Source organism: Paraburkholderia rhizosphaerae, assembly GCF_004366595.1.
GTDB classification, from domain to species: Bacteria; Pseudomonadota; Gammaproteobacteria; order Burkholderiales; family Burkholderiaceae; genus Paraburkholderia; species Paraburkholderia rhizosphaerae.
The window spans coordinates 43,681-62,308 of the sequence record NZ_SORE01000022.1 but is presented as its reverse complement, the minus strand read 5'-3'; the positions used below and the strand labels follow the sequence as shown (position 1 = coordinate 62,308).

Annotated in this window: 18 protein-coding genes; 9 read left to right on the top strand and 9 right to left on the bottom strand. The window is 61.3% G+C overall.

Going from position 1 to position 18,628, the window contains the following annotated elements:
- Both narH and BX592_RS25010 read right to left on the bottom strand, forming a co-directional pair.
- Positions 1–1,527, bottom strand: a complete 1,527-nt coding sequence (narH, locus tag BX592_RS25015) for a nitrate reductase subunit beta (RefSeq protein WP_134195649.1) — start codon at positions 1,525–1,527, stop codon at positions 1–3.
- Positions 1,524–5,327, bottom strand: a complete 3,804-nt coding sequence (locus BX592_RS25010) for a nitrate reductase subunit alpha (protein WP_134195647.1) — start codon at positions 5,325–5,327, stop codon at positions 1,524–1,526. The genes narH and BX592_RS25010 overlap by 4 nt, the downstream gene beginning before the upstream one ends.
- Positions 5,328–5,542: 215 nt before the next feature.
- Between BX592_RS25010 and BX592_RS25005 the strand changes: the two genes are divergently transcribed.
- From BX592_RS25005 to BX592_RS34010, 3 genes are all read left to right on the top strand, one after another.
- Positions 5,543–6,109 (top strand): TetR/AcrR family transcriptional regulator, encoded by a 567-nt coding sequence (locus tag BX592_RS25005; RefSeq protein ID WP_134195645.1) that lies wholly within the window; start codon positions 5,543–5,545, stop codon positions 6,107–6,109.
- 206 nt (positions 6,110–6,315) lie between these two features.
- Entirely contained in the window at positions 6,316–6,741 is a 426-nt protein-coding gene (locus BX592_RS25000; protein WP_134195643.1) for an organic hydroperoxide resistance protein, read from the top strand.
- A gap of 92 nt (positions 6,742–6,833) precedes the next feature.
- Positions 6,834–6,989 carry a hypothetical protein gene (locus BX592_RS34010; protein ID WP_166676455.1) on the top strand — a complete coding sequence of 52 codons (156 nt, stop codon included), beginning with the start codon at positions 6,834–6,836 and terminating at the stop codon, positions 6,987–6,989.
- A gap of 61 nt (positions 6,990–7,050) precedes the next feature.
- Here BX592_RS34010 and BX592_RS24995 read toward each other — a convergent pair whose 3' ends face one another.
- Positions 7,051–7,839 carry a hypothetical protein gene (locus tag BX592_RS24995; protein WP_134195641.1) on the bottom strand — a complete coding sequence of 263 codons (789 nt, stop codon included), beginning with the start codon at positions 7,837–7,839 and terminating at the stop codon, positions 7,051–7,053.
- Positions 7,840–8,268: 429 nt separating this feature from the next.
- Here BX592_RS24995 and BX592_RS24990 point away from each other — a divergent pair, with 429 nt between their 5' ends.
- The gene (locus tag BX592_RS24990; protein ID WP_134195639.1) at positions 8,269–9,360 is read left to right on the top strand and encodes a hypothetical protein; all 1,092 of its coding nucleotides are present in this window, start codon (positions 8,269–8,271) and stop codon (positions 9,358–9,360) included.
- A 173-nt stretch (positions 9,361–9,533) separates the two neighbouring features.
- On the opposite strand, the gene BX592_RS24985 is transcribed toward BX592_RS24990, so the two are convergent.
- The 4 genes from BX592_RS24985 to BX592_RS24970 form a co-directional block, all read right to left on the bottom strand.
- A complete protein-coding gene (locus BX592_RS24985) occupies positions 9,534–9,755 on the bottom strand; it encodes a hypothetical protein (RefSeq protein WP_134195637.1) in 222 nt (73 codons plus the stop codon).
- 225 nt (positions 9,756–9,980) lie between these two features.
- Entirely contained in the window at positions 9,981–10,712 is a 732-nt protein-coding gene (locus tag BX592_RS24980; protein ID WP_134195790.1) for an SDR family NAD(P)-dependent oxidoreductase, read from the bottom strand.
- Between the two features lie 14 nt (positions 10,713–10,726).
- Positions 10,727–12,040 carry an MFS transporter gene (locus BX592_RS24975; RefSeq protein WP_134195635.1) on the bottom strand — a complete coding sequence of 438 codons (1,314 nt, stop codon included), beginning with the start codon at positions 12,038–12,040 and terminating at the stop codon, positions 10,727–10,729.
- Between the two features lie 61 nt (positions 12,041–12,101).
- Positions 12,102–12,629, bottom strand: a complete 528-nt coding sequence (locus tag BX592_RS24970) for a 2,4'-dihydroxyacetophenone dioxygenase family protein (RefSeq protein WP_134195634.1) — start codon at positions 12,627–12,629, stop codon at positions 12,102–12,104.
- A gap of 243 nt (positions 12,630–12,872) precedes the next feature.
- On the opposite strand from BX592_RS24970, the gene BX592_RS24965 reads away from it, so the two are divergent.
- Positions 12,873–13,454 (top strand): gamma carbonic anhydrase family protein, encoded by a 582-nt coding sequence (locus BX592_RS24965; protein WP_134195632.1) that lies wholly within the window; start codon positions 12,873–12,875, stop codon positions 13,452–13,454.
- Positions 13,455–13,478: 24 nt separating this feature from the next.
- On the opposite strand, the gene BX592_RS24960 is transcribed toward BX592_RS24965, so the two are convergent.
- Positions 13,479–14,423: a DMT family transporter gene (locus BX592_RS24960; RefSeq protein WP_134195630.1), complete on the bottom strand. Its 945-nt coding sequence runs from the start codon at positions 14,421–14,423 to the stop codon at positions 13,479–13,481.
- A 119-nt stretch (positions 14,424–14,542) separates the two neighbouring features.
- Positions 14,543–15,451: a LysR family transcriptional regulator gene (locus BX592_RS24955; RefSeq protein ID WP_134195628.1), complete on the bottom strand. Its 909-nt coding sequence runs from the start codon at positions 15,449–15,451 to the stop codon at positions 14,543–14,545.
- A gap of 209 nt (positions 15,452–15,660) precedes the next feature.
- Between BX592_RS24955 and BX592_RS24950 the strand changes: the two genes are divergently transcribed.
- From BX592_RS24950 to BX592_RS24935, 4 genes are all read left to right on the top strand, one after another.
- A complete protein-coding gene (locus tag BX592_RS24950) occupies positions 15,661–16,398 on the top strand; it encodes an SDR family oxidoreductase (RefSeq protein ID WP_134195626.1) in 738 nt (245 codons plus the stop codon).
- On the top strand, positions 16,395–16,703 hold the full coding sequence (locus tag BX592_RS24945; protein WP_243849719.1) for a tautomerase family protein: 309 nt from the start codon (positions 16,395–16,397) through the stop codon (positions 16,701–16,703). Before BX592_RS24950 ends, BX592_RS24945 begins: the two co-directional genes overlap by 4 nt.
- A gap of 270 nt (positions 16,704–16,973) precedes the next feature.
- Entirely contained in the window at positions 16,974–18,062 is a 1,089-nt protein-coding gene (locus BX592_RS24940) for a catalase family peroxidase (RefSeq protein WP_134195624.1), read from the top strand.
- Complete coding sequence (locus tag BX592_RS24935) at positions 18,059–18,613, top strand: cytochrome b (protein WP_134195622.1); 555 nt, start codon at positions 18,059–18,061, stop codon at positions 18,611–18,613. The genes BX592_RS24940 and BX592_RS24935 overlap by 4 nt, the downstream gene beginning before the upstream one ends.
- Positions 18,614–18,628: the final 15 nt, after the last annotated feature.

The window sequence follows — 18,628 nt, the reverse complement described above, 5'->3', positions numbered from 1 at the left end:
TCAAAACTCCTGGCGAATCGGGATCTTGCGATTGCTCTTGCGCGTCGTGAACAGGCTCGCTTCGGAGCGACCGTCGGAACAGCCATTGCCGAACGAGAAGCCGCACGACGAGCGCAGATCGAACGCGTCTTCCGCGTACTCGCGGTGCGAGGTTGGAATCACGAAGCGGTCTTCATAGTTCGCAATTGCCAGATAGCGGTACATGTCCTCGACTTGCGCGACCGTGAGCCCCGCCTGCTTGAGCACACCCGGTGCGTCGACCTGGTCGACGTGCCGCGATCGCATGAACGCACGCATCGCGAGCAGCCGCTCGAGTGCGAGCTTCACCGGCTCTTCCTTGCCGGCGGTCAACAGGTTCGCGAGGTAGCGCAGTGGAATGCGCAGCGAGTTCACATCGGGCAGATACCCATGCATGCCGAGTTCGCCGCTATTCGCGGCCGCGTTGATCGGCGAAAGCGGCGGCACGTACCAGACCATCGGCAGCGTCCGGTACTCGGGGTGCAGCGGAAACGCGATCTTCCAGTCGATCGCCATCTTGTAGACCGGCGAGCGCTGCGCGCCGTCGATCCACGCTGCCGGCACGCCATCGCGCTCCGCCTGCGCGATCACCGCGGGATCGTGCGGGTCGAGAAACACCGACAGTTGCGCTTCGTACAGGTCGGTCTCGTGCTCGACACTCGCGGCCTCGCTGATCCGGTCCGCGTCGTACAGCAGCACGCCGAGATAGCGAATGCGCCCCACGCAGGTTTCCGAGCAGACGGTCGGTTGCCCGACTTCGATGCGCGGATAACAGAAGATGCACTTTTCCGCCTTGCCGCTATGCCAGTTGAAATAGATCTTCTTGTACGGGCAACCGGACACACACATACGCCAGCCGCGGCATTTATCCTGGTCGATCAGCACGATGCCGTCTTCCTCGCGCTTGTAGATCGAACCGGACGGACACGCCGCGACACAGGCCGGATTCAGGCAGTGCTCGCATAGCCGCGGCAGATACATCATGAACGTGTTTTCGAACTGCCCGTAGATCTCTTTCTGCACGTTCTCGAAGTTGTAGTCTTTCGAGCGCTTCGCGAATTCGCCGCCGAGAATCTCTTCCCAGTTCGGCCCCCATTCGATTTTCTCGAGCCGCTCACCGCTGATCAGCGAGCGTGGCCGCGCCACCGGCATCGCCTTCGCGTCGCCCGCGTCCTGCAGATGCGCGTAGTCGAACGTGAAAGGCTCGTAGTAGTCGTCGATCTCGGGCAGATGCGGATTCGCGAAGATCTGCGCGAGCAATCGCCACTTGCCGCCCAGACGCGGCTCGATGCGGCCGTCGGGTTTGCGCGTCCAGCCGCCGCGCCAGCGGTCCTGATTCTCCCAGTCCTTCGGATAGCCGATGCCGGGCTTCGTTTCGACGTTGTTGAACCACGCGTATTCCATCCCTTCCCGGCTCGTCCAGACGTTCTTGCAGGTGACCGAGCAGGTATGGCAACCAATGCATTTGTCGAGATTCAGCACCATCGCGATCTGCGCACGCACCTTCATGAGGTTTCTCCTTCACGCTGTTTGTGCTCGGTGGCAGGGTTGACGGGATCGGCCGGCGCATCGTCGAGCCAGTTGACCTCTTTCATCTTGCGCACGATCAGGAATTCGTCGCGATTCGAGCCGACCGTGCCGTAGTAGTTGAAGCCGTACGCGAGTTGCGCATAGCCGCCGATCATATGCGTCGGCTTCAGCGACACGCGCGTGACCGAGTTATGAATGCCGCCGCGTGTGCCGGTGATTTCCGAACCCGGCGTGTTCACGATCTTTTCCTGCGCGTGATACATCATCACCATTCCGTGCGGGATCCGCTGGCTCACCACCGCGCGTGCGCACAGCGCGCCGTTGGCGTTGTAGCACTCGATCCAGTCGTTATCGACGACGCCGATCTGCTTCGCGTCGGTTTCCGATAACCAGACAATCGGGCCACCGCGCGATAGCGTGAGCATCAGCAGGTTGTCCGTATACGTGCTGTGAATACCCCACTTCTGATGCGGCGTGATGAAGTTCAGCACGATCTCCGGGTTGCCGTTCGAGCGTGCGCCGAGCATCTTTTCGTAGTTGCCGGTTTCGATCGGCGGCTTGTACACGCATAACGATTCGCCGAACGCACGCATCCACAGATGGTCCTGATACAGCTGCTGGCGGCCGCTGATCGTGCGCCATGGAATCAGCTCGTGAACGTTCGTGTAACCGGCGTTGTACGACACGTGCTCCGATTCGATACCGCTCCAGGTCGGCGACGAGATGATCTTGCGCGGCTGCGCCTGGATATCGCGGAAGCGGATTTTTTCATCGGCACGCGCGTCGGCGAGGTGCGCGTGTTCGATGCCGGTGATCGCGGACACCGCTTCCCATGCTTTCACCGCGACGGCGCCGTTGGTCTCCGGGGCGAGCGAAAGAATCACCTCGGCCGCATCGAGTGCGGTGTCGATGCGCGGGCGTCCTGCCGCACTGTTGCTTGTTCCGTCCGCACTCATGCTGTCATTCGCGACGCGATAGTTCAGCGCGCCGAGCAGTTCGACCTCTTCCTTCGTGTCCCAGCTGATGCCTTTGCCACCGTTGCCCAGCTTGTCCATCAGTGGCCCAAGCGACGTGTAGCGGTCGTAGGTCGCCGGGTAGTCGCGCTCGACCACCATCACCGACGGCATCGTCTTACCCGGCTGCGGCTCGCAATCGCCGCGTTTCCAGTCTTTCACGTCGAACGGTTGAGCGAGTTCCGCGGGACTGTCGTGTGCAATCGGCGCGAGCACGACATCGCGTTCGACGCCCAGGTGTCCGACACTCAACTCCGAGAAGCGCTTCGCGATCCCTTTGAAGATTTCCCAGTCGCTCTTCGATTGCCATGCGGGGTCGACCGCCGCGGATAGCGGATGAATGAACGGATGCATGTCGGACGTATTCATATCGTCCTTCTCGTACCACGTCGCGGTCGGCAACACGACGTCCGAGTACATGCAGGTGGTCGACATCCGGAAGTCGAGCGTGACCAGCAGATCGAGCTTGCCGCGCGGCGCTTCTTCCTGCCACACCACTTCTTCCGGGCGCGGGTGGCCGCTCTTGACCACTTCCTCGCCTTGCACGCCGTGCGTGGTACCGAGCAGATGCTTGAGAAAATACTCGTGACCCTTGCCCGACGAGCCAAGCAGATTCGAACGCCAGACGAACAGGTTGCGCGGGAAGTTGGCCCCGCTGTCGGGGTCTTCGCAGGCGAGCCGCAGGGTGCCCGATTTCAGGTTCGCTGCAATCGTCGCGGCGGCTTGCGATGGATCGTCGAGACTGCGGCCCACCTTCAGCGGATTGACACCGAGCTGCGGCGCGGACGGCAGCCACCCCATCCGCTCAGCACGCACGTTGTAATCGATCGGCGTGCCGGTAAACTGCGTCTTGTCCGCAAGCGGAGAAAGCAGCGCGGTCGGGTCCATCGGGTCGTAGCGCCATTGGTCCGTGTGCGCATAGAAGAACGACGTCGCGTTCATCTGACGCGGCGGCCGGTGCCAGTCGAGCGCGAATGCGAGCGCGGTCCAGCCGGTTTGCGGACGCAGCTTTTCCTGCCCGACGTAATGCGACCAGCCGCCACCGGACTGGCCGACGCAACCGCACATGATCAGCATATTGATGATCCCGCGGTACGCCATGTCCATATGGAACCAGTGATTGATCCCGGCGCCGATGATCACCATCGACTTGCCGTGCGTCTTGTGCGCGTTTTCCGCAAACTGACGCGCGACGTTGATCACGTCCGCGCGTTTCACACCGGTGATCGCTTCCTGCCACGCGGGCGTATAAGGCAGGTTGTCGTCGTAGCTCTTCGCGACATGTTCGCCGCCCAGCCCCTGATCGAGCCCGTAGTTCGCGACGAACAGATCATAGACAGTCGCGACCAACACGTCGCCGTCACGCGTGGCGACGCGGCGCACGCCGATCCTGCGTGACAGTTCGGATGCGTGCGACGTGTGCGTGAAATGCGGATGGCGGATATTGCCGAAGTACGGGAACAGCACATCGACAACGTCGTCATGCGCGTTCACCAGCGATAGACGCGACACCAGCGATGCACCCGTCGCCGCTTCCTCCTTCAGGTTCCACTTGCCCTTGTCCTCGCCTTCTTTTTGCCCCCAGCGGAACCCCGCGGACCCGACCGGCACCGCGAATGCATTGCTCGCCGTATCGACGACCACCGTCTTCCAGTCCGGATTGTTCGCCTGGCCCAGGCCATCGTCGAAATCGGACGCGCGCAACAGGCGCTCGGGCACATAGCGGCCATCGCGCGGGATCAGCCGCACGAGACACGGCATATCGGTAAAGCGGCGGCAATAGTCGATGAAATAGTCGCTTTTGCCGGCGAGGTGGAATTCCTTGAGGATTACATGGCCCATCGCGAGCGCGAGGGCCGCGTCAGTGCCCTGCTTTGGATGCAGCCAGATGTCGCCGAATTTCGCGCCTTCCGCATAGTCGGGAAACACCGACACGATTTTCGTGCCCTTGTAGCGCACTTCGGTCATGAAATGCGCATCGGGTGTACGCGTCTGCGGGACGTTGGAGCCCCACATCACAATGAACGTCGAGTTGTACCAGTCGGCGGATTCGGGCACGTCGGTCTGCTCGCCCCAGGTTTGCGGCGACGCGGGCGGCAGATCGCAATACCAGTCGTAGAAGCTCAGGCATACGCCGCCGATCAGCGACAGATAGCGCGAGCCTGCCGCGTACGACACCATCGACATCGCCGGAATGGGTGAAAAACCAGTCACGCGATCTGGTCCATACCGCTTCACGGTATAGACGTTGGCCGCGGCGACAATCTCGTTCACTTCATCCCATGTCGAGCGGATAAAACCGCCGAGACCACGGCGCATCTGGTAGCTGCGTCGCGCCGCATCGTCCTCGACGATCGATTGCCATGCGTCGACCGGTTCGAGGGTACGCCGCCGCTCGCGCCATAGTTTGACGAGCGCGCTGCGCACGAGCGGATATTTGAGTCGATTCGCGCTGTACAGATACCACGAATACGACGCGCCGCGCGAGCAGCCGCGCGGCTCGTGATTCGGCATATCGGGGCGTGTGCGCGGATAGTCGGTCTGCTGGGTTTCCCAGGTGACGATTCCGCCTTTCACATAAATCTTCCAGGAGCAGGAGCCGGTGCAGTTCACGCCATGCGTCGAACGTACGATCTTGTCGTGCTGCCATCGCTGGCGATACGCGTCCTCCCACTTTCTGTCTTCGTCGGTAACTGCGCCGTGTCCATCGGAGAACTGCGGCCGGGCCGTTGAAAAGTAACGCAACCTGTCCAGAAAGTGACTCATATGAGATCTCGTATCTGTCTGTGGGGGCTGGTCCAGACATTAAAGGATGCAACAAAGAATAAGTAAAGTTGACACATATTTAAGGCGCGAATGTTGATGCTTATCAACGTCCATGCGATTCGCATAGGTGCTTCGGTATTCGCATGGGGGCAAGAAATCGTCGATGTTAGGAAAACCGCTTGACTGTCTATCTATGAGTAGATAAAGTACGAGTCATGGAAACGACAGCAACAGTCCGCGAGCAGCTTCTCGATCACGCCATCACGTTGATGATGCTGCATGGCTACAACGGGTTTAGCTATCGCGATCTGTCCGAACTGGTCGGGGTGAAAACTTCAAGCATCCACTACTACTTCCCGTCGAAGGAAGACCTGGCGCTCGAAGCGGTCAACGAATACAGCGACCAGATCTTCGGGCTGCTTCGCTCGGTAGATGCGTCGTTGCCCGCGGATGCAAAGCTGTCGAAATACACGAAGCTGTTTGGCCGTGTGCTTGGCGATGGCGATCAGATCTGTCTGTGCGGCATGCTCGCCGCCGACATCGGGTCGCTGCCGGACACGGTTCGTGCCGCTGTGCAGGCCTTTTTCAAGGCCAACGAAAGCTGGCTCGCGAAGGTGCTCGCACAAGGCGTGAAAGAACGCACGCTTGCGGTAAATGGCAAGCCGGAAGCAGCGGCGCGCACGTTGTTCGCCGCGTATCAGGGCAGTGCGCTGGCGAGCCGGTTGTTTCAGACAAAATCGCGGCTCGAAGAAGTCGAGGCGTCGTGGAAGGTGTCGAAGTAGAGTGAATGTCATACAGGTGCAGGTCGAGCGGTTCGCCGCTTTTTTGCAGCGACGGTTATCTATCTTCCAGTAGATTGATAGTCGACCGGAGCGAAGCTTTAAGCTGTATCGGGCTTCAAGCAGGCATCGTCGTCATTGGATAACGACGAGTGCCGGCCAACCCGCAAGCAGGTCCCATTTAACCCAACGCGAACAGGAGTTCCATCATGTCGATCGAAAAAGTGCTGTACCGTGCTCACGCTCACGCAACCGGCGGCCGCGATGGCCGTGCGACAGTGGCCGATAGCAAGCTCGATTTCAAGCTGACTACGCCGCGCGAGCTCGGCGGAGCGGGCGGCGACGGCGCGAACCCGGAGCAACTGTTCGCGGCCGGCTACAGCGCATGCTTTATCGGCGCGATGAAGTTCGTCGCGGCGCGCGACAAGATTTCGATGCCGGCGGACGCGTCGATCGACAGCAGCGTCGGCATCGGCCAGATTCCGAATGGCTTCGGTATCGAAGTCGAGATGAAGATCTCGCTGCCGGGTATGGATCGCGCGGCGGCTCAGGCGCTGATCGACAAGGCGCACGTCGTCTGTCCGTATTCGAATGCGACGCGCGGCAATATCGACGTAACGTTGACGCTGGTTTAAGCGAGCGCTTAGGGTGTCGAATTAACCTGATGTAGCCCGGCACGAACGCAGCATGCGCCGTGCCGGGTCCCTCAAACAACGGAGTCACGATCATGACAAGACCATTGGCCGCGTCCTTGCTGGTCGGCGGCGCCAGCCTTACTGCAATCGCACTGGTTGTCGCCACCGCGGCGCTCAGCGCACCGGCATTCGCAAACGACGCCGGCGCGACACCCTACCCGCTTAGCGCTGCCGCTTCGAAAGCGTGATCGTCTCGAACAGCTCATAGTTCGGCGTCGGCATCTGATCGGCGCCTGGCGGTGTACTGTCTCAATGCAGTAAGCCCATTTGCGCCGCCCGCGACTCGGCGCGCCGGATGTCGGCCGCGCTGCCTTCGAATCCTGACGCTGCATCGGCCGCTTGATAGCTGACGCCCGTCGCACGAAACATCAACAGCATCAACACATTGCGGGTCAGCGTTGGCTCCTTGCAGTGGTTCCCCAACGTGCACCACTGTCGCAGCAGATCCAGCGCGCGCAAGTTCCCGTGTTGCGCGAGCATATAGAGCGCGTCGTCCAGCATCACGCCGTTGCCGAGTGAGATCGTGTTCCATGAGGTTGGATAACGCATCGCCAACTCAAGGATCGCGCCGGCCTGACCTGTGCCAGCTGCTCGCGCCAACACGGTTTCCGCGTAAGCCGGATCGCGCAGGCGGCTATCGCCGCAACGGAGCGTCGCGTCGTGTACCTCGACTTGCCGGCAAGCGTCGGCCCATGCGGCGGTCTCGAACAGACCCTCGGGATCTTTCCGGCTCGCCAGCGAATCGAACACCGGAAATTCCATCGCACGTTGATACGCTTCCGATAGCGTGGCACTTTGCGACGTCGCAGCCGGTACCCAAGGCGTCGCGCGCGGCGCGGCGAGTTGTTCCAGCACGTCCACAGTTGCTTGCCGCCCGAACAGCGCCGCGCCGGCCTGATCTGCGCCGGGGAAAGCGCGCGGCGACACGATGCCCGACGACGCAGTTTGCCACGCGGGTTGCGCACGATTGCCGGGCGCCCGACGCTCCATCCACAACGTTGTCAACGCAATCACCATCGCCGCGGTCAACACGGCCACGACCATCCATGCGCAATTCTTTAAACCATTCTTATCGACACAGTTAGCATTCTTCTCCCTCAATTTAGGCGCCCCTATGAAGTTCCTGCATCTTATTTACAAGTCGCGCTTGTAAATCCAGACACCTTAACTATACTGCTCCACAAATTGATTAGCACATTTTTTTAAGGCATATATCAAATAATAAATTGACGTAAACACCTTCATATCCCGCAATACCCGATTGCAAACCACCTCACTGGTTTCCACCCGTACGTTGAGCTGGATCCCCGCCCTGTCTATCGACCCGATCATCGGAGGTTCTCTGATTATTCCCGATCAAATCGAATCATTAACGAATATCTTTTAATTCGTATCCAGTAAATCGATATCCGGATATTTGCTATCGGCACGGCGCGTTTTGGCCATGCCTTCACGCAGGAGGCAATCATGAAATCACTTGTCGTCGCAATTTGCTTGCTTATGTCCGCAACACTGCCCGCCGCGCATGCGCAGAGCACTTTTCTACTCGACTCGCACCTCGGCACCAACCAGGCCGGGGCGCTACTGAAGGTGGACGGATCAGGCAACCGGACTATCGTGAGCGATTTTGGCAATGCGGCCCAAGGGCCGGTGTCTGGCGGCAACCTGTTTGCTGTCGGCTCTGTACCCGACGGCCTGCTCGGACTCACAGGCTATACGGTGGTGGCCGTGGATATGTCCAGCCGCGCGCTCTATGGCGTGAATCCCACTACCGGAGCGCGCACGCTGATCACTGACTTCAATAATCCAGGCCAGGGCCCGCTGGGCCTTCAACCGGTGGCGGTAGTCGGTAGCAACGGGCTGCTCGGGCTCGGCACCGCGCTATATGTGGCCGACAAATCCGCAGGTACAAACAACAATGGCGCGATCTTCAAGGTCAACCCGGCTACCGGTCAACGCACTGTGCTCAGCGACTTCGGCAACCAGGCACAGGGCACTGCAGGCGCAAACCCGACGTCGATCACCTTGCACGCCAGCCTGCTCGGCGTGCCTGACAAGATCATCGTGCTAGCCAACACGAGCAGCGGCGCAAGGACTTCGGCGATCATTTCCGTAGACGCTAACGGGAACCGCACGCTGCTCAGCGATCTTGGCAATACCAGTCAAGGGACCGTAGCAAACTCGCCGGTACAGGTATCGCTGTATTCCGGTTTGCTTGGCTCGCCCGGCCCGCTCTACCTGACCGACGCCCGGGGAGGGACCAACAGCAAAGGCTCAGTGCTCAGTGTCAGTCCGCAGAACGGCAACCGGACCGTAACCACGGACTACGGCAACGCGGCACAAGGGCCGACCAGCGCCGGGCCGACCGCAATCTGGGCGAATGCGCAAAACGCACTGGTGGTGAACCTCGAGCCTCCGCCGAACAATCCGTTCGGACCTCGTGTGGCCAAACTGTTCACCGTGACTCCTTCCTCAGGTCAGCGCTCGCTCACGAGTGACTGCGGCAATCCATCTCAAGGCCCGTGCGCTTCGCCGGTGGGCGTGACGCAAGTGCCGTGACTTCACCAGGCGCGCGTCGACGGCATACCCGGTGCGTCACAGCAGCGATACCGCGGGTCGATCGGAACGCACGGCGCGCGACGGTCGGCCGGCCTACGCTGCGCAAGGCGGACGCCCAATGGATGCTCATGACCGCCTGCGCGCGCGCAGAGCGGGTAAGCATCCGCGTGAAATTACCTGCCGGTGTCGGGATTCAAACCATTGCGAAGCCGGTCGATGCGGATCGCGAGCTGTCGAAGACGCTCGATGTGTGTCGGCGCTGTTGCGCGCGCCTTTAACCCTTCTATTCGACGCTCCCAGTATTTGATATCGATGTGGTCCGCGACTGTCAGCATCCGGACGATTTGCTCGAGGTGTGCAACTTCGCCTTCCATGATCTGGTCCATCGGATTCATTGTGTAGGGGCGCTCCCTCCTGTCAATTGTTCTGGCCTTCTCCGATGCGTCCATCAATGTTGGCAAACTACCTGGTACGACCTTAACGGAATCTTAAGTATCGGGTTTGCATTGCATCACGTGATGCAAACGCGTTATTCGATGCACGCACAACGACTGAGCGTGCTTGCGCGTGCAATTCAACATTACGTATAACACGCGGCGATATAAGCAATACCGTTGGCGTCACGCGACGAGATAGCCGCCGTCGACCGGCAGCACCGTCCCGGTAATGAACGATGCACCCGGAGAGCATAAGAATGCGACCGCCGGCCCGATATCGGCCGGCGTACCCCAGCGTTTCATAGGCGTGCGATCGAGAATCGCCTGCGAGCGCGCGTCGTCATCCTGAAGGGCCTGCGTGAGCGGCGTCGCAATCCAGCCGGGAGCGACCGCGTTGACCCGAATGCGGTCCGGCGCGTACGCGATCGCAAGCGATCGCGTCAATTGCGCGACGCCACCTTTACTCGCGCTATAACCCGGCACAAGACCGCCGCCGAAAAAGCTCAGCATCGACGCGGTATTGACGATTGCGCCGCCGCTCGCGCGCAACAATGGCCGCGCGGCCGCGCACGCGCGCATCGTGCCGGTGAGGTTCACATCGAGGACCTGCGCGAACACATCCGGGTCGAGTTCTTCGCCGCGGCGAATCACACCCGCGCAATTCACCAGCACATCCACGGACGACAATGCACCGAACAGCGCATCGACGCTCTGTCGCGACGAGACGTCCAGCTCCACCGTGTCGATCCCGCTCGATGCAAGCGCGCTTCGCTGCCCGGCAGTCGGCGCCAGTGCCGCCGCGATCACGCGCGCGCCGAGCGCCGCGAACTCGCGCGCGACGCCCGCGCCGATACCCTGCGTGCCGCCGGTCACCACAACGGTCTTGCCGGCAAACAGAGCCGGTTGAAACGTCATCGCACGTTGCGCATTCATGGTTGCGTTATCCTGGGTTGCGCGGCCGAGCCAAGCTCGACCGTATCGGCGATCGGCAGACGCACGACGAACATATAGACGAGCGCCGCCGCGAACGATACGCCCGCGCTGATCAGAAACGCATTGACGAACGAATGCGTGCGGTCGACGACCACGCCGGTGATAAACGGTGCAAACGACCCGCCGAAATAACCGCCGAAGTTCTGGATGCTGCCAAGCGATGCAACCAGATGCCGCGGCGCGGCGACGCTGACCAGCGCCCATGCGGCGCCGCTCGCGAGATTGACGAAGTACATCGCCGCCGACAGATAAACAATCGCGAGCGTCAGGTTCGGCGTATACGCAGCGGGCACGGTGAACACCGCAGCGCCGATCAGCCCGCAGCAGATCGGCCATTTGCGGCTGCGCATGCGCGCCATGCCGCGTGCCATCAGCCCATCGGCGATAAAACCGCTCGACAGCATGCCGAGCGTGCCGAACAGATACGGAATCGATACGACCCAGCCAGTCTTTGCGATCGTCAGATGCCGCTCATGCTCGAGATACGCGGGTAGCCACGTCAGATACAGCCACACCATATAAATCACGCCCATAAAGCCGAAAATCATGCCCCACGTGGTCGCGTTGCCGAACAGGCCGCGCCACTCGGCAAAGGTCATCTTGCGCTCGGCGCGCGCGAGCGGTTCCTCTTCGGTCAGATGCCGCACTTCGTGCGGTTCGAGCGTGATGTCCGCGCGATTGCGATAGACCAGGTACCAGCCGATCGCGACCGCAATACCCAGCACGCCCATCACGACAAACATCCAGCGCCAGCCGAATGCGAGCAGCAGCACCGTCAGTATCGGCGGCGCGAGTGCGGGGCCGATCGTCGATGAGGTCGTAAAGATGCCGGTCGGCCGGCCGCGTTCGCGCAACGCATACCATTCGCTGACCACTTTTGCGCCAGCCGGGAATTGCGGCGCTTCGCCGATACCGAGCGCAATGCGCGCCGCGAGAAATTGCGGCAGCGTCTGCACGAGACCGCCGCACAGTTGCGCGCAAGACCAGACAAACATGCCAAGGCCGAGCATCAGCCGCGCACCGAAGCGGTCGAGCAGCGCGCCGACCGGCAACTGCGAAAACGCATACGCGAATGAAAACGCCGATAACAGCAAACCCATTTGTGACGCCGTGAGCCCCAACTCCGCGCTAACCGAATGATTCGCGATCGACAGCGTGCTGCGATCCAGATAGTTGACGATACCGGCGAGCGTCAGAAATATAAGCGCGATCCATTGAATGCGCCGAAGACGTGAAGTCTTGGGTTGCATCGGGCGTCTCCGTTTTTTGTGGGGGTTTTTTCGTCAGGTCGCTTCGAGGACAGGTTCAGGGTTACCTGATGAACTGGTCGACAAACGCCGCGCCGAGCCCGACTTCCTGATAGTGCGCGCGGCACATGTCGAGTTTGGTGAACACATCTTCATAGCCGGTGTAATTGCCATGCGGATCGCAGTAGTACATCACGCCGTTCACCTGAAAGTACGTGATCATCTCTTCGACATCGTCGGGCACATAGAGCGTATGGGTTTCGCCTGGCGGCTCGAACACATAGCTACCTTCGGTCGCGACCCAGTCATGTTCCAGATACAGCCAACGGCCTTTCAGCACGAAACCGTGCACCGCCTGCGGATGACGGTGACGGCTCAGCACGCCTGATTTCCGCACACGCAGCAGGTTCATCCAGTAGCCGGACGATACGTTCAGGCACAGCGGCCGGAACCAGACATTTTCGGCTTGCGGCACCCACAGACGCTCATCTTGCGGAATAGCGGGATTAACGACGATTTCGCGCAATGCTTCGCGTGGATTCGGAAGCTGATAAGGCGTCATGTCATTGGCGCTTTTAGCGGGGGCCGGCATCGCGTCTCCTTGACCGTTCACCATCGCGCATGTTGTGCAACGGTGTCCAGATTGTGAACTGCGCATTGTTTTGTCAGACAATGGTTGACCGGTTTGCCATGCCTGTCAACCCGCGGCAATGCGGATAAGCGTATAGTCGCGCCTGCTTGATCGCGATGAAATGCGTTCGAAAAGCAGGACTGAATCATGCTCATCAGGTAGCCTGTCAAGCCGTTTCGCTACACCACTCGACGGAGATCCGATATGCGTCAGATTCACCCGAGCGCGTATGTTGCCCCCAACGCGGTGATCGACGGCGATGTGACGATCGGCGCCGAAACGGTCGTATCGTACGGCGCGGTGCTCGTCGCCGACGGCGGCCGCATAGTGATCGGTCACAACACGGTCGTGATGGAGCAAGCGGTGATACGCAGTTCAGCGCATCACGACTGCGTGATCGGCCATCACGTGATGGTCGGCCCGCATACGCATCTGGCCGGATGCACGGTCGGCGATGAATGCTTTATCGCGACCGGTGCATCCGTATTCAACGGCGCATCGCTGGGCAAACTGAGCGAGGTGCGCATCAACGGTGTCGTCCATCTGCGGACCAGGCTGCCGGAAAACAGCACGGTGCCGATCGGCTGGATCGCCGTCGGCGACCCTGCACAACTCTTCTCGCCCGATCGTCACGACGAGATCTGGGCGGTTCAGCAGCAACTGGATTTTCCGCGCAATGTGTTCGGTGTTTCGCGCGGCGGTTCGTCGACAGACAGTCCCGTCAAGCAGATCACCGGCAAATACGGCCGTTACCTGCTGCGCACGCGGAACCGGCGCGACGATTGATGCGCGAGCAACGATGTTGAAGGTTCAGGACGTGCCCGCGCTGCGCGCGACGCGCATAAAAACCTGACGCAACCACCCTTGCCCGTTGACGATCAGTAACCCGGTCAATACGAAAGCGGAGCCGACAAGAAACGCGATGGACACCCGCTCATGCAGCAACACGATGCCGAACGCGACGCCGAATAGCGGCGTCATGAACGACAACACACCGAGCTTCGCCGCGAAGTAGCGCCGCAAGAGCCAGAACCACGTCAGATAGCTTGCGAAGGAGATCGCGATAGCCTGAAAGGCGAGGCTCGCCCACGCGAGCGGCGTGCCGTGGAACCAGGTCTGCCCAGTCAGATACGAATACGGCAGCAGCGCAATAAACGCGACCGCCAGCTGGTAGAACAGCGTTTGCGACGGCGGCGCTTCGCTTAGGCGGCTCACGCGGATCGCAACCGTCGTCAGTCCCCACGCGGCCCCGGCGCACAACCCCAACAGGTCGCCGAGCAGCCCTTCGGAAGTCACGAGGTTCGCATCGTTTGCGCCCAGCGCGGGCACCAGAAATGTCACCGCAACGCCCAAAAACGCGAGGCCAATGCCCGCCCATTGCAACAGCGTCAGCCTTTCATCGGGAATTCGCAGATGCAGTCCGATCGCCGCAAACATCGGCGCGGTATAAATCAACACTGCCATATGCGATGCATTGGTGCGGCGCAAACCTTCGGCAATAAACAGGAACTCGAGCGCAAACAGAACGCCCGCCACGAGGCCGGAGCGCAGTGCGATACCGGGCAGCCAGCGCTCGCGCGCGATCAGGTGACTGAAGAGCCACACCAGCAGCGCAGCGACGCCCGAGCGCAGCGCCGCTTGCAGCACCGGCGACACGTCCGCGACGACGGACTTGATTGCGACCTGCTGCAGGCCCCATGCGATGCACATCACAATCATTAATGTCGCGGCCAGTCCATCGATAGGCTTTCTCATCCGTGTATGACCTGTAGTGACCTGTCGTTTCAGCAGCTTCGGGTTGGCTTCTGTTCGCAGACCCGAAAGCATAAAGCTTATGCGCGATCGACGCGATACGCGGTGCAACGACCGCCTCGCTATCGAAGCGCGCCGAATTTCTGCTCGTATAGCTCGCATAGCCAGTCGACGAACACACGGACACGCGGCGATAACTGCCGCCGGTACGGATACAGCGCGGACACCACCATCTCCGGGCTCGCCCATTGCGCGAGCACTTCGACGAGACGCCCATCACGCAGTTCATCGTCGACGTGAAAGCGCGGCACCTGGATCAGCCCGCACCCGCGCATCGCGCAGACGACGTTGTTTTCCGCGTCGCTCACCGACATCCAGCCACCGATCGTGTACTCGCGAATCGCGCCGTCGACGACGAGTTCGAACGGATAGTCGTTCGCGGCGCCGCTCGCGAAAAAACGCACGGCCTGATGGTCGCCGAGTTGGTCCGGGTGGTCGGGCGCGCCATGGCGAGCGAGATAGTCGGGGCTTGCGCAGATGACCTGCGGCATCGAAGCGAGGCGCCGCGCCACGAGGCTCGAATCGCGCGGATTGCCCGCGCGGATCACGCAGTCGACGCCCTCGCGCACGAGATCGACGAGCCGGTCGCCGCTGCTGACGACCAGTTCGACATTCGGATAGCGCTGCCGGAACTCGTCGATTCGCGCGAGCACGATACGTGTCGCATGCGTGCCATGCATATCGACGCGCAGCACGCCGCGCGGATTTGACGCGACATGGCGCAACGACGCTTCGGCGTCGTCCAGTTCGCCAAGCACCAGCACGCAGCGTTCGTAGAACGCCTGTCCATCGAGCGTCGGCCGCACCTGGCGCGTGGTCCGCTCGAGTAGCCGCGTGCCCAGACGCGTCTCGAGCTCCTTGATCGCATAAGTGGCCGTCGCGCGCGGAATGCCGAGCATATCCGCGGCACGGCTGAAGCTTTGCACTTCAACGATCCGGGTAAATAGCTGCAGCGCATCGAGTCGATCCATGGCGGTCTTTATTCAGGCTAATTGAATGAATGGGCAGGACGGCACGCCATTTATCAGAATTTTGGAATGCTGGCCCGATACCGCTACGCCGATTATTGAGCGTCATTGAATTTTATTCGCAATTCCGGACGCTTTATCGCGACCGGTTAAATGTCAACAATGCTCACCTGACGGGCGCCACGCCCACTTTCATGGATCAGGAGCAGGGCATGAACACTCACCAGCAGGCCGCGATCGTCACCGGCGGCTCACGCGGAATCGGCCAGGCGATCGCGATGCGTCTCGCCGCAGACGGCTTCGCGGTCGCGATTCAATATGCGTGCAACGCGGTCAGCGCGCAGGAAACGGTCGGCGCGATCAAGGCGGTCGGCGGCAACGCAATCGCCGTGCAGGGCGATGTCGGCAACCCGCAGGACGTCGAGCGCCTGTTCGTCGAGACAAGCCGCGCATTCGGCCCGGTTGCCGTGGTCGTGAATAGCGCCGGCATCATGCCGATCGCGAAGATGGACGTCAATCTTGTCAGAACATTCGACCAGACGATCGCGACCAACCTGCGCGGCGCGTTCATCGTGATGGCACAAGCGGCCGCGCGTGTGGACGACGGAGCACGGATTATCGTGCTGACGTCGAGCGTGATCGCGAAGTCGTTTCCAGGCTACGGCCCGTATATCGCCAGTAAGGCGGCCGTGGAAGCGATGGTGCCGGTCCTCGCAAACGAACTGCGCGACCGCGCGATCACCGTCAACGCGATCGCGCCGGGGCCGGTCGGCACCGAGCTGTTTTTCAACGGCAAAACCGAAGAGCAGATCGCACGCCTCGCGAAACTCGCGCCGCTCGAACGGATCGGCACGCCTGACGAAATCGCCTCGGCGGTGTCGTTCCTCGCCGGTCCGGATGGCGCGTGGGTCAACGCGCAGGTCGTGCGCGTGAACGGCGGCTATGCATGACCGCCGGCGCACCGGACGCACACGCCAAGACCCTTAAGCCGCGCGAAACGCGCATTTTTTATGTAGACCCGCTGAAGGAGAGAAGTATGCCGTTTGCCAATTTCAAGTTCCCCGAAGGCCTCGTCGACGCCGCCTGCAAGGAGGAGATCATTCATCGCACCACCGCAATGTTCGTTGAATACTTCGGCGAACGCGTGCGGCCGTACACGATGGTGCTCGTCGAAGAAGTCGCCGACGGCGGCTGGGGCCGTGCGGACGAGACCCTCACGCTCGCAAAGATGGGACGAGCGCCGAACCCGAAATAGACCGTCGTCCGCTCAGCACGAGCCCGTGTGCCGTTTCCTTCGGGAGGCCGGCACCCGGGTCGCATGCGTCGCACGGGCCGCCCATGGGACGCACGGCGCAGCCATCCCCGCACTCCCGCATAAAAAGAAAATTGGCCGTGCTAACTCGGACATGCTAAAAATTTTAGGGCTGCATACTCACACGCAATCCGGCGCGGCCCCGTGCGCGGCACGATAGCGCTGCGCCCTTTTTGCGCTTCCCCACCCTTCCGCTCTCACGGAGGTCGCCCGATGACGTCTCCCGGTCCGTCGCGCAATCCCTTGCCCGCGCTCGCGGCGATTGCGCTCATTGTCGTCGTGCTGCTGCTGCTGTTCGCGTGGGTGGGCGGCTGGCTCACGCCAAACCGCACCAGTGGCTCGACCCTGGTCAATATTCTTCAGTACAACGCCGGAAGAATCTATCCCGGGTTCCGGCGCGCCCATACCAAGGGCATTTGCGTGAGCGGTCACTTCGAATCGAACGGCGCGGGCATCGCGCTGTCGCGCGCGGCGCTGTTTACCAAGTCCGTCGCGCCGGTGATCGGGCGCTTCAATACCGGCGCCGGGATGCCCGAGAGCAACGATGACGACCAGATCTTCCATGGGCTCGGCATGCGCTTCCAGCTACCGGACGGCGAAGAGTGGCGGATGGCGCTCGACCAGACGCCGATTTTCGTCGTATCGAACCCAAAAGACTTTGTTGCACTGCAGATTGCGTCGAAGCCGGACCCAGCGACGCAGAAGCCGGACCCGGACAAGATGAAGGCATTTTTGTCGACGCATCCGGAGACGCAGCGCTTCCTCGAATACATCGGCAAAACGCCGATGCCATCGAGCTTTTCAAACGGCACCTACTACAGCATCAACGCGTTCCGCTTCACCGACGCGACCGGCACGGTGCGCTACGTGCGCTGGCAGTTCGAACCCGAGCAGCCGTTCACGGCGCTCGACAAGAGCAAGGCAGCGGCGCTCGGACCGAACTTCCTGTTCAACGACTTGTTGCAGCGGATTCACAACGGTCCGGTGAAGTGGCACATGATCCTCGTGCCCGCCAATGAAGGCGACGAGACCAACAATGCGACCGTCGCCTGGAGCCCCGACCATCAGCGCATCGATGCGGGCACGCTGGTGTTCGATCAGATCGCGACCGAAGAGGAAGGTCACTGCCGCGACTACAACTACGATCCGCTGATTCTGCCCAGGGGCGTTGCGCGCTCCGAAGACCCGCTGCTACCCGCGCGCTCGGCTGCTTATTCGGTGTCTTTCCAGCGGCGCGCGGCAGAAGGCCCGCGCCCCGATGCGATCACGATCGAACTTCAACACAACGGAGGAGCTCAATGAGCGCGCCGCAGACTACGTTGCACGAACACTTCGTCTTGCCGGCGCGCATTCTGCACTGGCTGATGGCGTTGCTGATTCTCGTGATGCTGTATGTCGGCGTCGGCATGGTGTCGACGGTGAGCGTGCGTTACCCCGCTCTGCTCGCATGGCACCGGCCGATCGGCATCGCGATCCTGATCCTTGCGCTGATCCGGCTCGCGATCCGGATCACGCATCGCCCGCCGCCGCTGCCCGCCGACTTGCCGGGCATTCAGGCGGCCGCGGCGAAGGGGTCACACTACGCGCTCTATGCACTGATGATCGCGATGCCGCTGATCGGCTGGGCGATGCAATCGGCGGGCGGCTACCCGGTGATCATGTGGAAAGGTTTCGACCTGCCGCCGATCCTGCCGCACGATATCGTCGTGTATGGTCAGCTGCGGCGTCTGCATGGACTGCTCGGCTACGCCTTCTTCCTGCTGATTCTCGGCCACCTCGGTGCCGCGCTGGTGCATGCGTGGATTCGCCGCGACGGGGTGTTCCAGAGCATGTCGGGCGGCAGCCATCCGTAAAATCTCCGCGCCGCG

Coding starts and splice junctions, on each gene's coding strand:
- narH (WP_134195649.1), bottom strand. CDS start 1,527: ATGAAGGTGCGTGCGCAGATCGCGATGGTGCTGAATCTCGACAAATGC.
- BX592_RS25010 (WP_134195647.1), bottom strand. CDS start 5,327: ATGAGTCACTTTCTGGACAGGTTGCGTTACTTTTCAACGGCCCGGCCG.
- BX592_RS25005 (WP_134195645.1), top strand. CDS start 5,543: ATGGAAACGACAGCAACAGTCCGCGAGCAGCTTCTCGATCACGCCATC.
- BX592_RS25000 (WP_134195643.1), top strand. CDS start 6,316: ATGTCGATCGAAAAAGTGCTGTACCGTGCTCACGCTCACGCAACCGGC.
- BX592_RS34010 (WP_166676455.1), top strand. CDS start 6,834: ATGACAAGACCATTGGCCGCGTCCTTGCTGGTCGGCGGCGCCAGCCTT.
- BX592_RS24990 (WP_134195639.1), top strand. CDS start 8,269: ATGAAATCACTTGTCGTCGCAATTTGCTTGCTTATGTCCGCAACACTG.
- BX592_RS24985 (WP_134195637.1), bottom strand. CDS start 9,755: ATGAATCCGATGGACCAGATCATGGAAGGCGAAGTTGCACACCTCGAG.
- BX592_RS24980 (WP_134195790.1), bottom strand. CDS start 10,712: ATGACGTTTCAACCGGCTCTGTTTGCCGGCAAGACCGTTGTGGTGACC.
- BX592_RS24975 (WP_134195635.1), bottom strand. CDS start 12,040: ATGCAACCCAAGACTTCACGTCTTCGGCGCATTCAATGGATCGCGCTT.
- BX592_RS24970 (WP_134195634.1), bottom strand. CDS start 12,629: ATGCCGGCCCCCGCTAAAAGCGCCAATGACATGACGCCTTATCAGCTT.
- BX592_RS24965 (WP_134195632.1), top strand. CDS start 12,873: ATGCGTCAGATTCACCCGAGCGCGTATGTTGCCCCCAACGCGGTGATC.
- BX592_RS24960 (WP_134195630.1), bottom strand. CDS start 14,423: ATGAGAAAGCCTATCGATGGACTGGCCGCGACATTAATGATTGTGATG.
- BX592_RS24955 (WP_134195628.1), bottom strand. CDS start 15,451: ATGGATCGACTCGATGCGCTGCAGCTATTTACCCGGATCGTTGAAGTG.
- BX592_RS24950 (WP_134195626.1), top strand. CDS start 15,661: ATGAACACTCACCAGCAGGCCGCGATCGTCACCGGCGGCTCACGCGGA.
- BX592_RS24945 (WP_243849719.1), top strand. CDS start 16,395: ATGACCGCCGGCGCACCGGACGCACACGCCAAGACCCTTAAGCCGCGC.
- BX592_RS24940 (WP_134195624.1), top strand. CDS start 16,974: ATGACGTCTCCCGGTCCGTCGCGCAATCCCTTGCCCGCGCTCGCGGCG.
- BX592_RS24935 (WP_134195622.1), top strand. CDS start 18,059: ATGAGCGCGCCGCAGACTACGTTGCACGAACACTTCGTCTTGCCGGCG.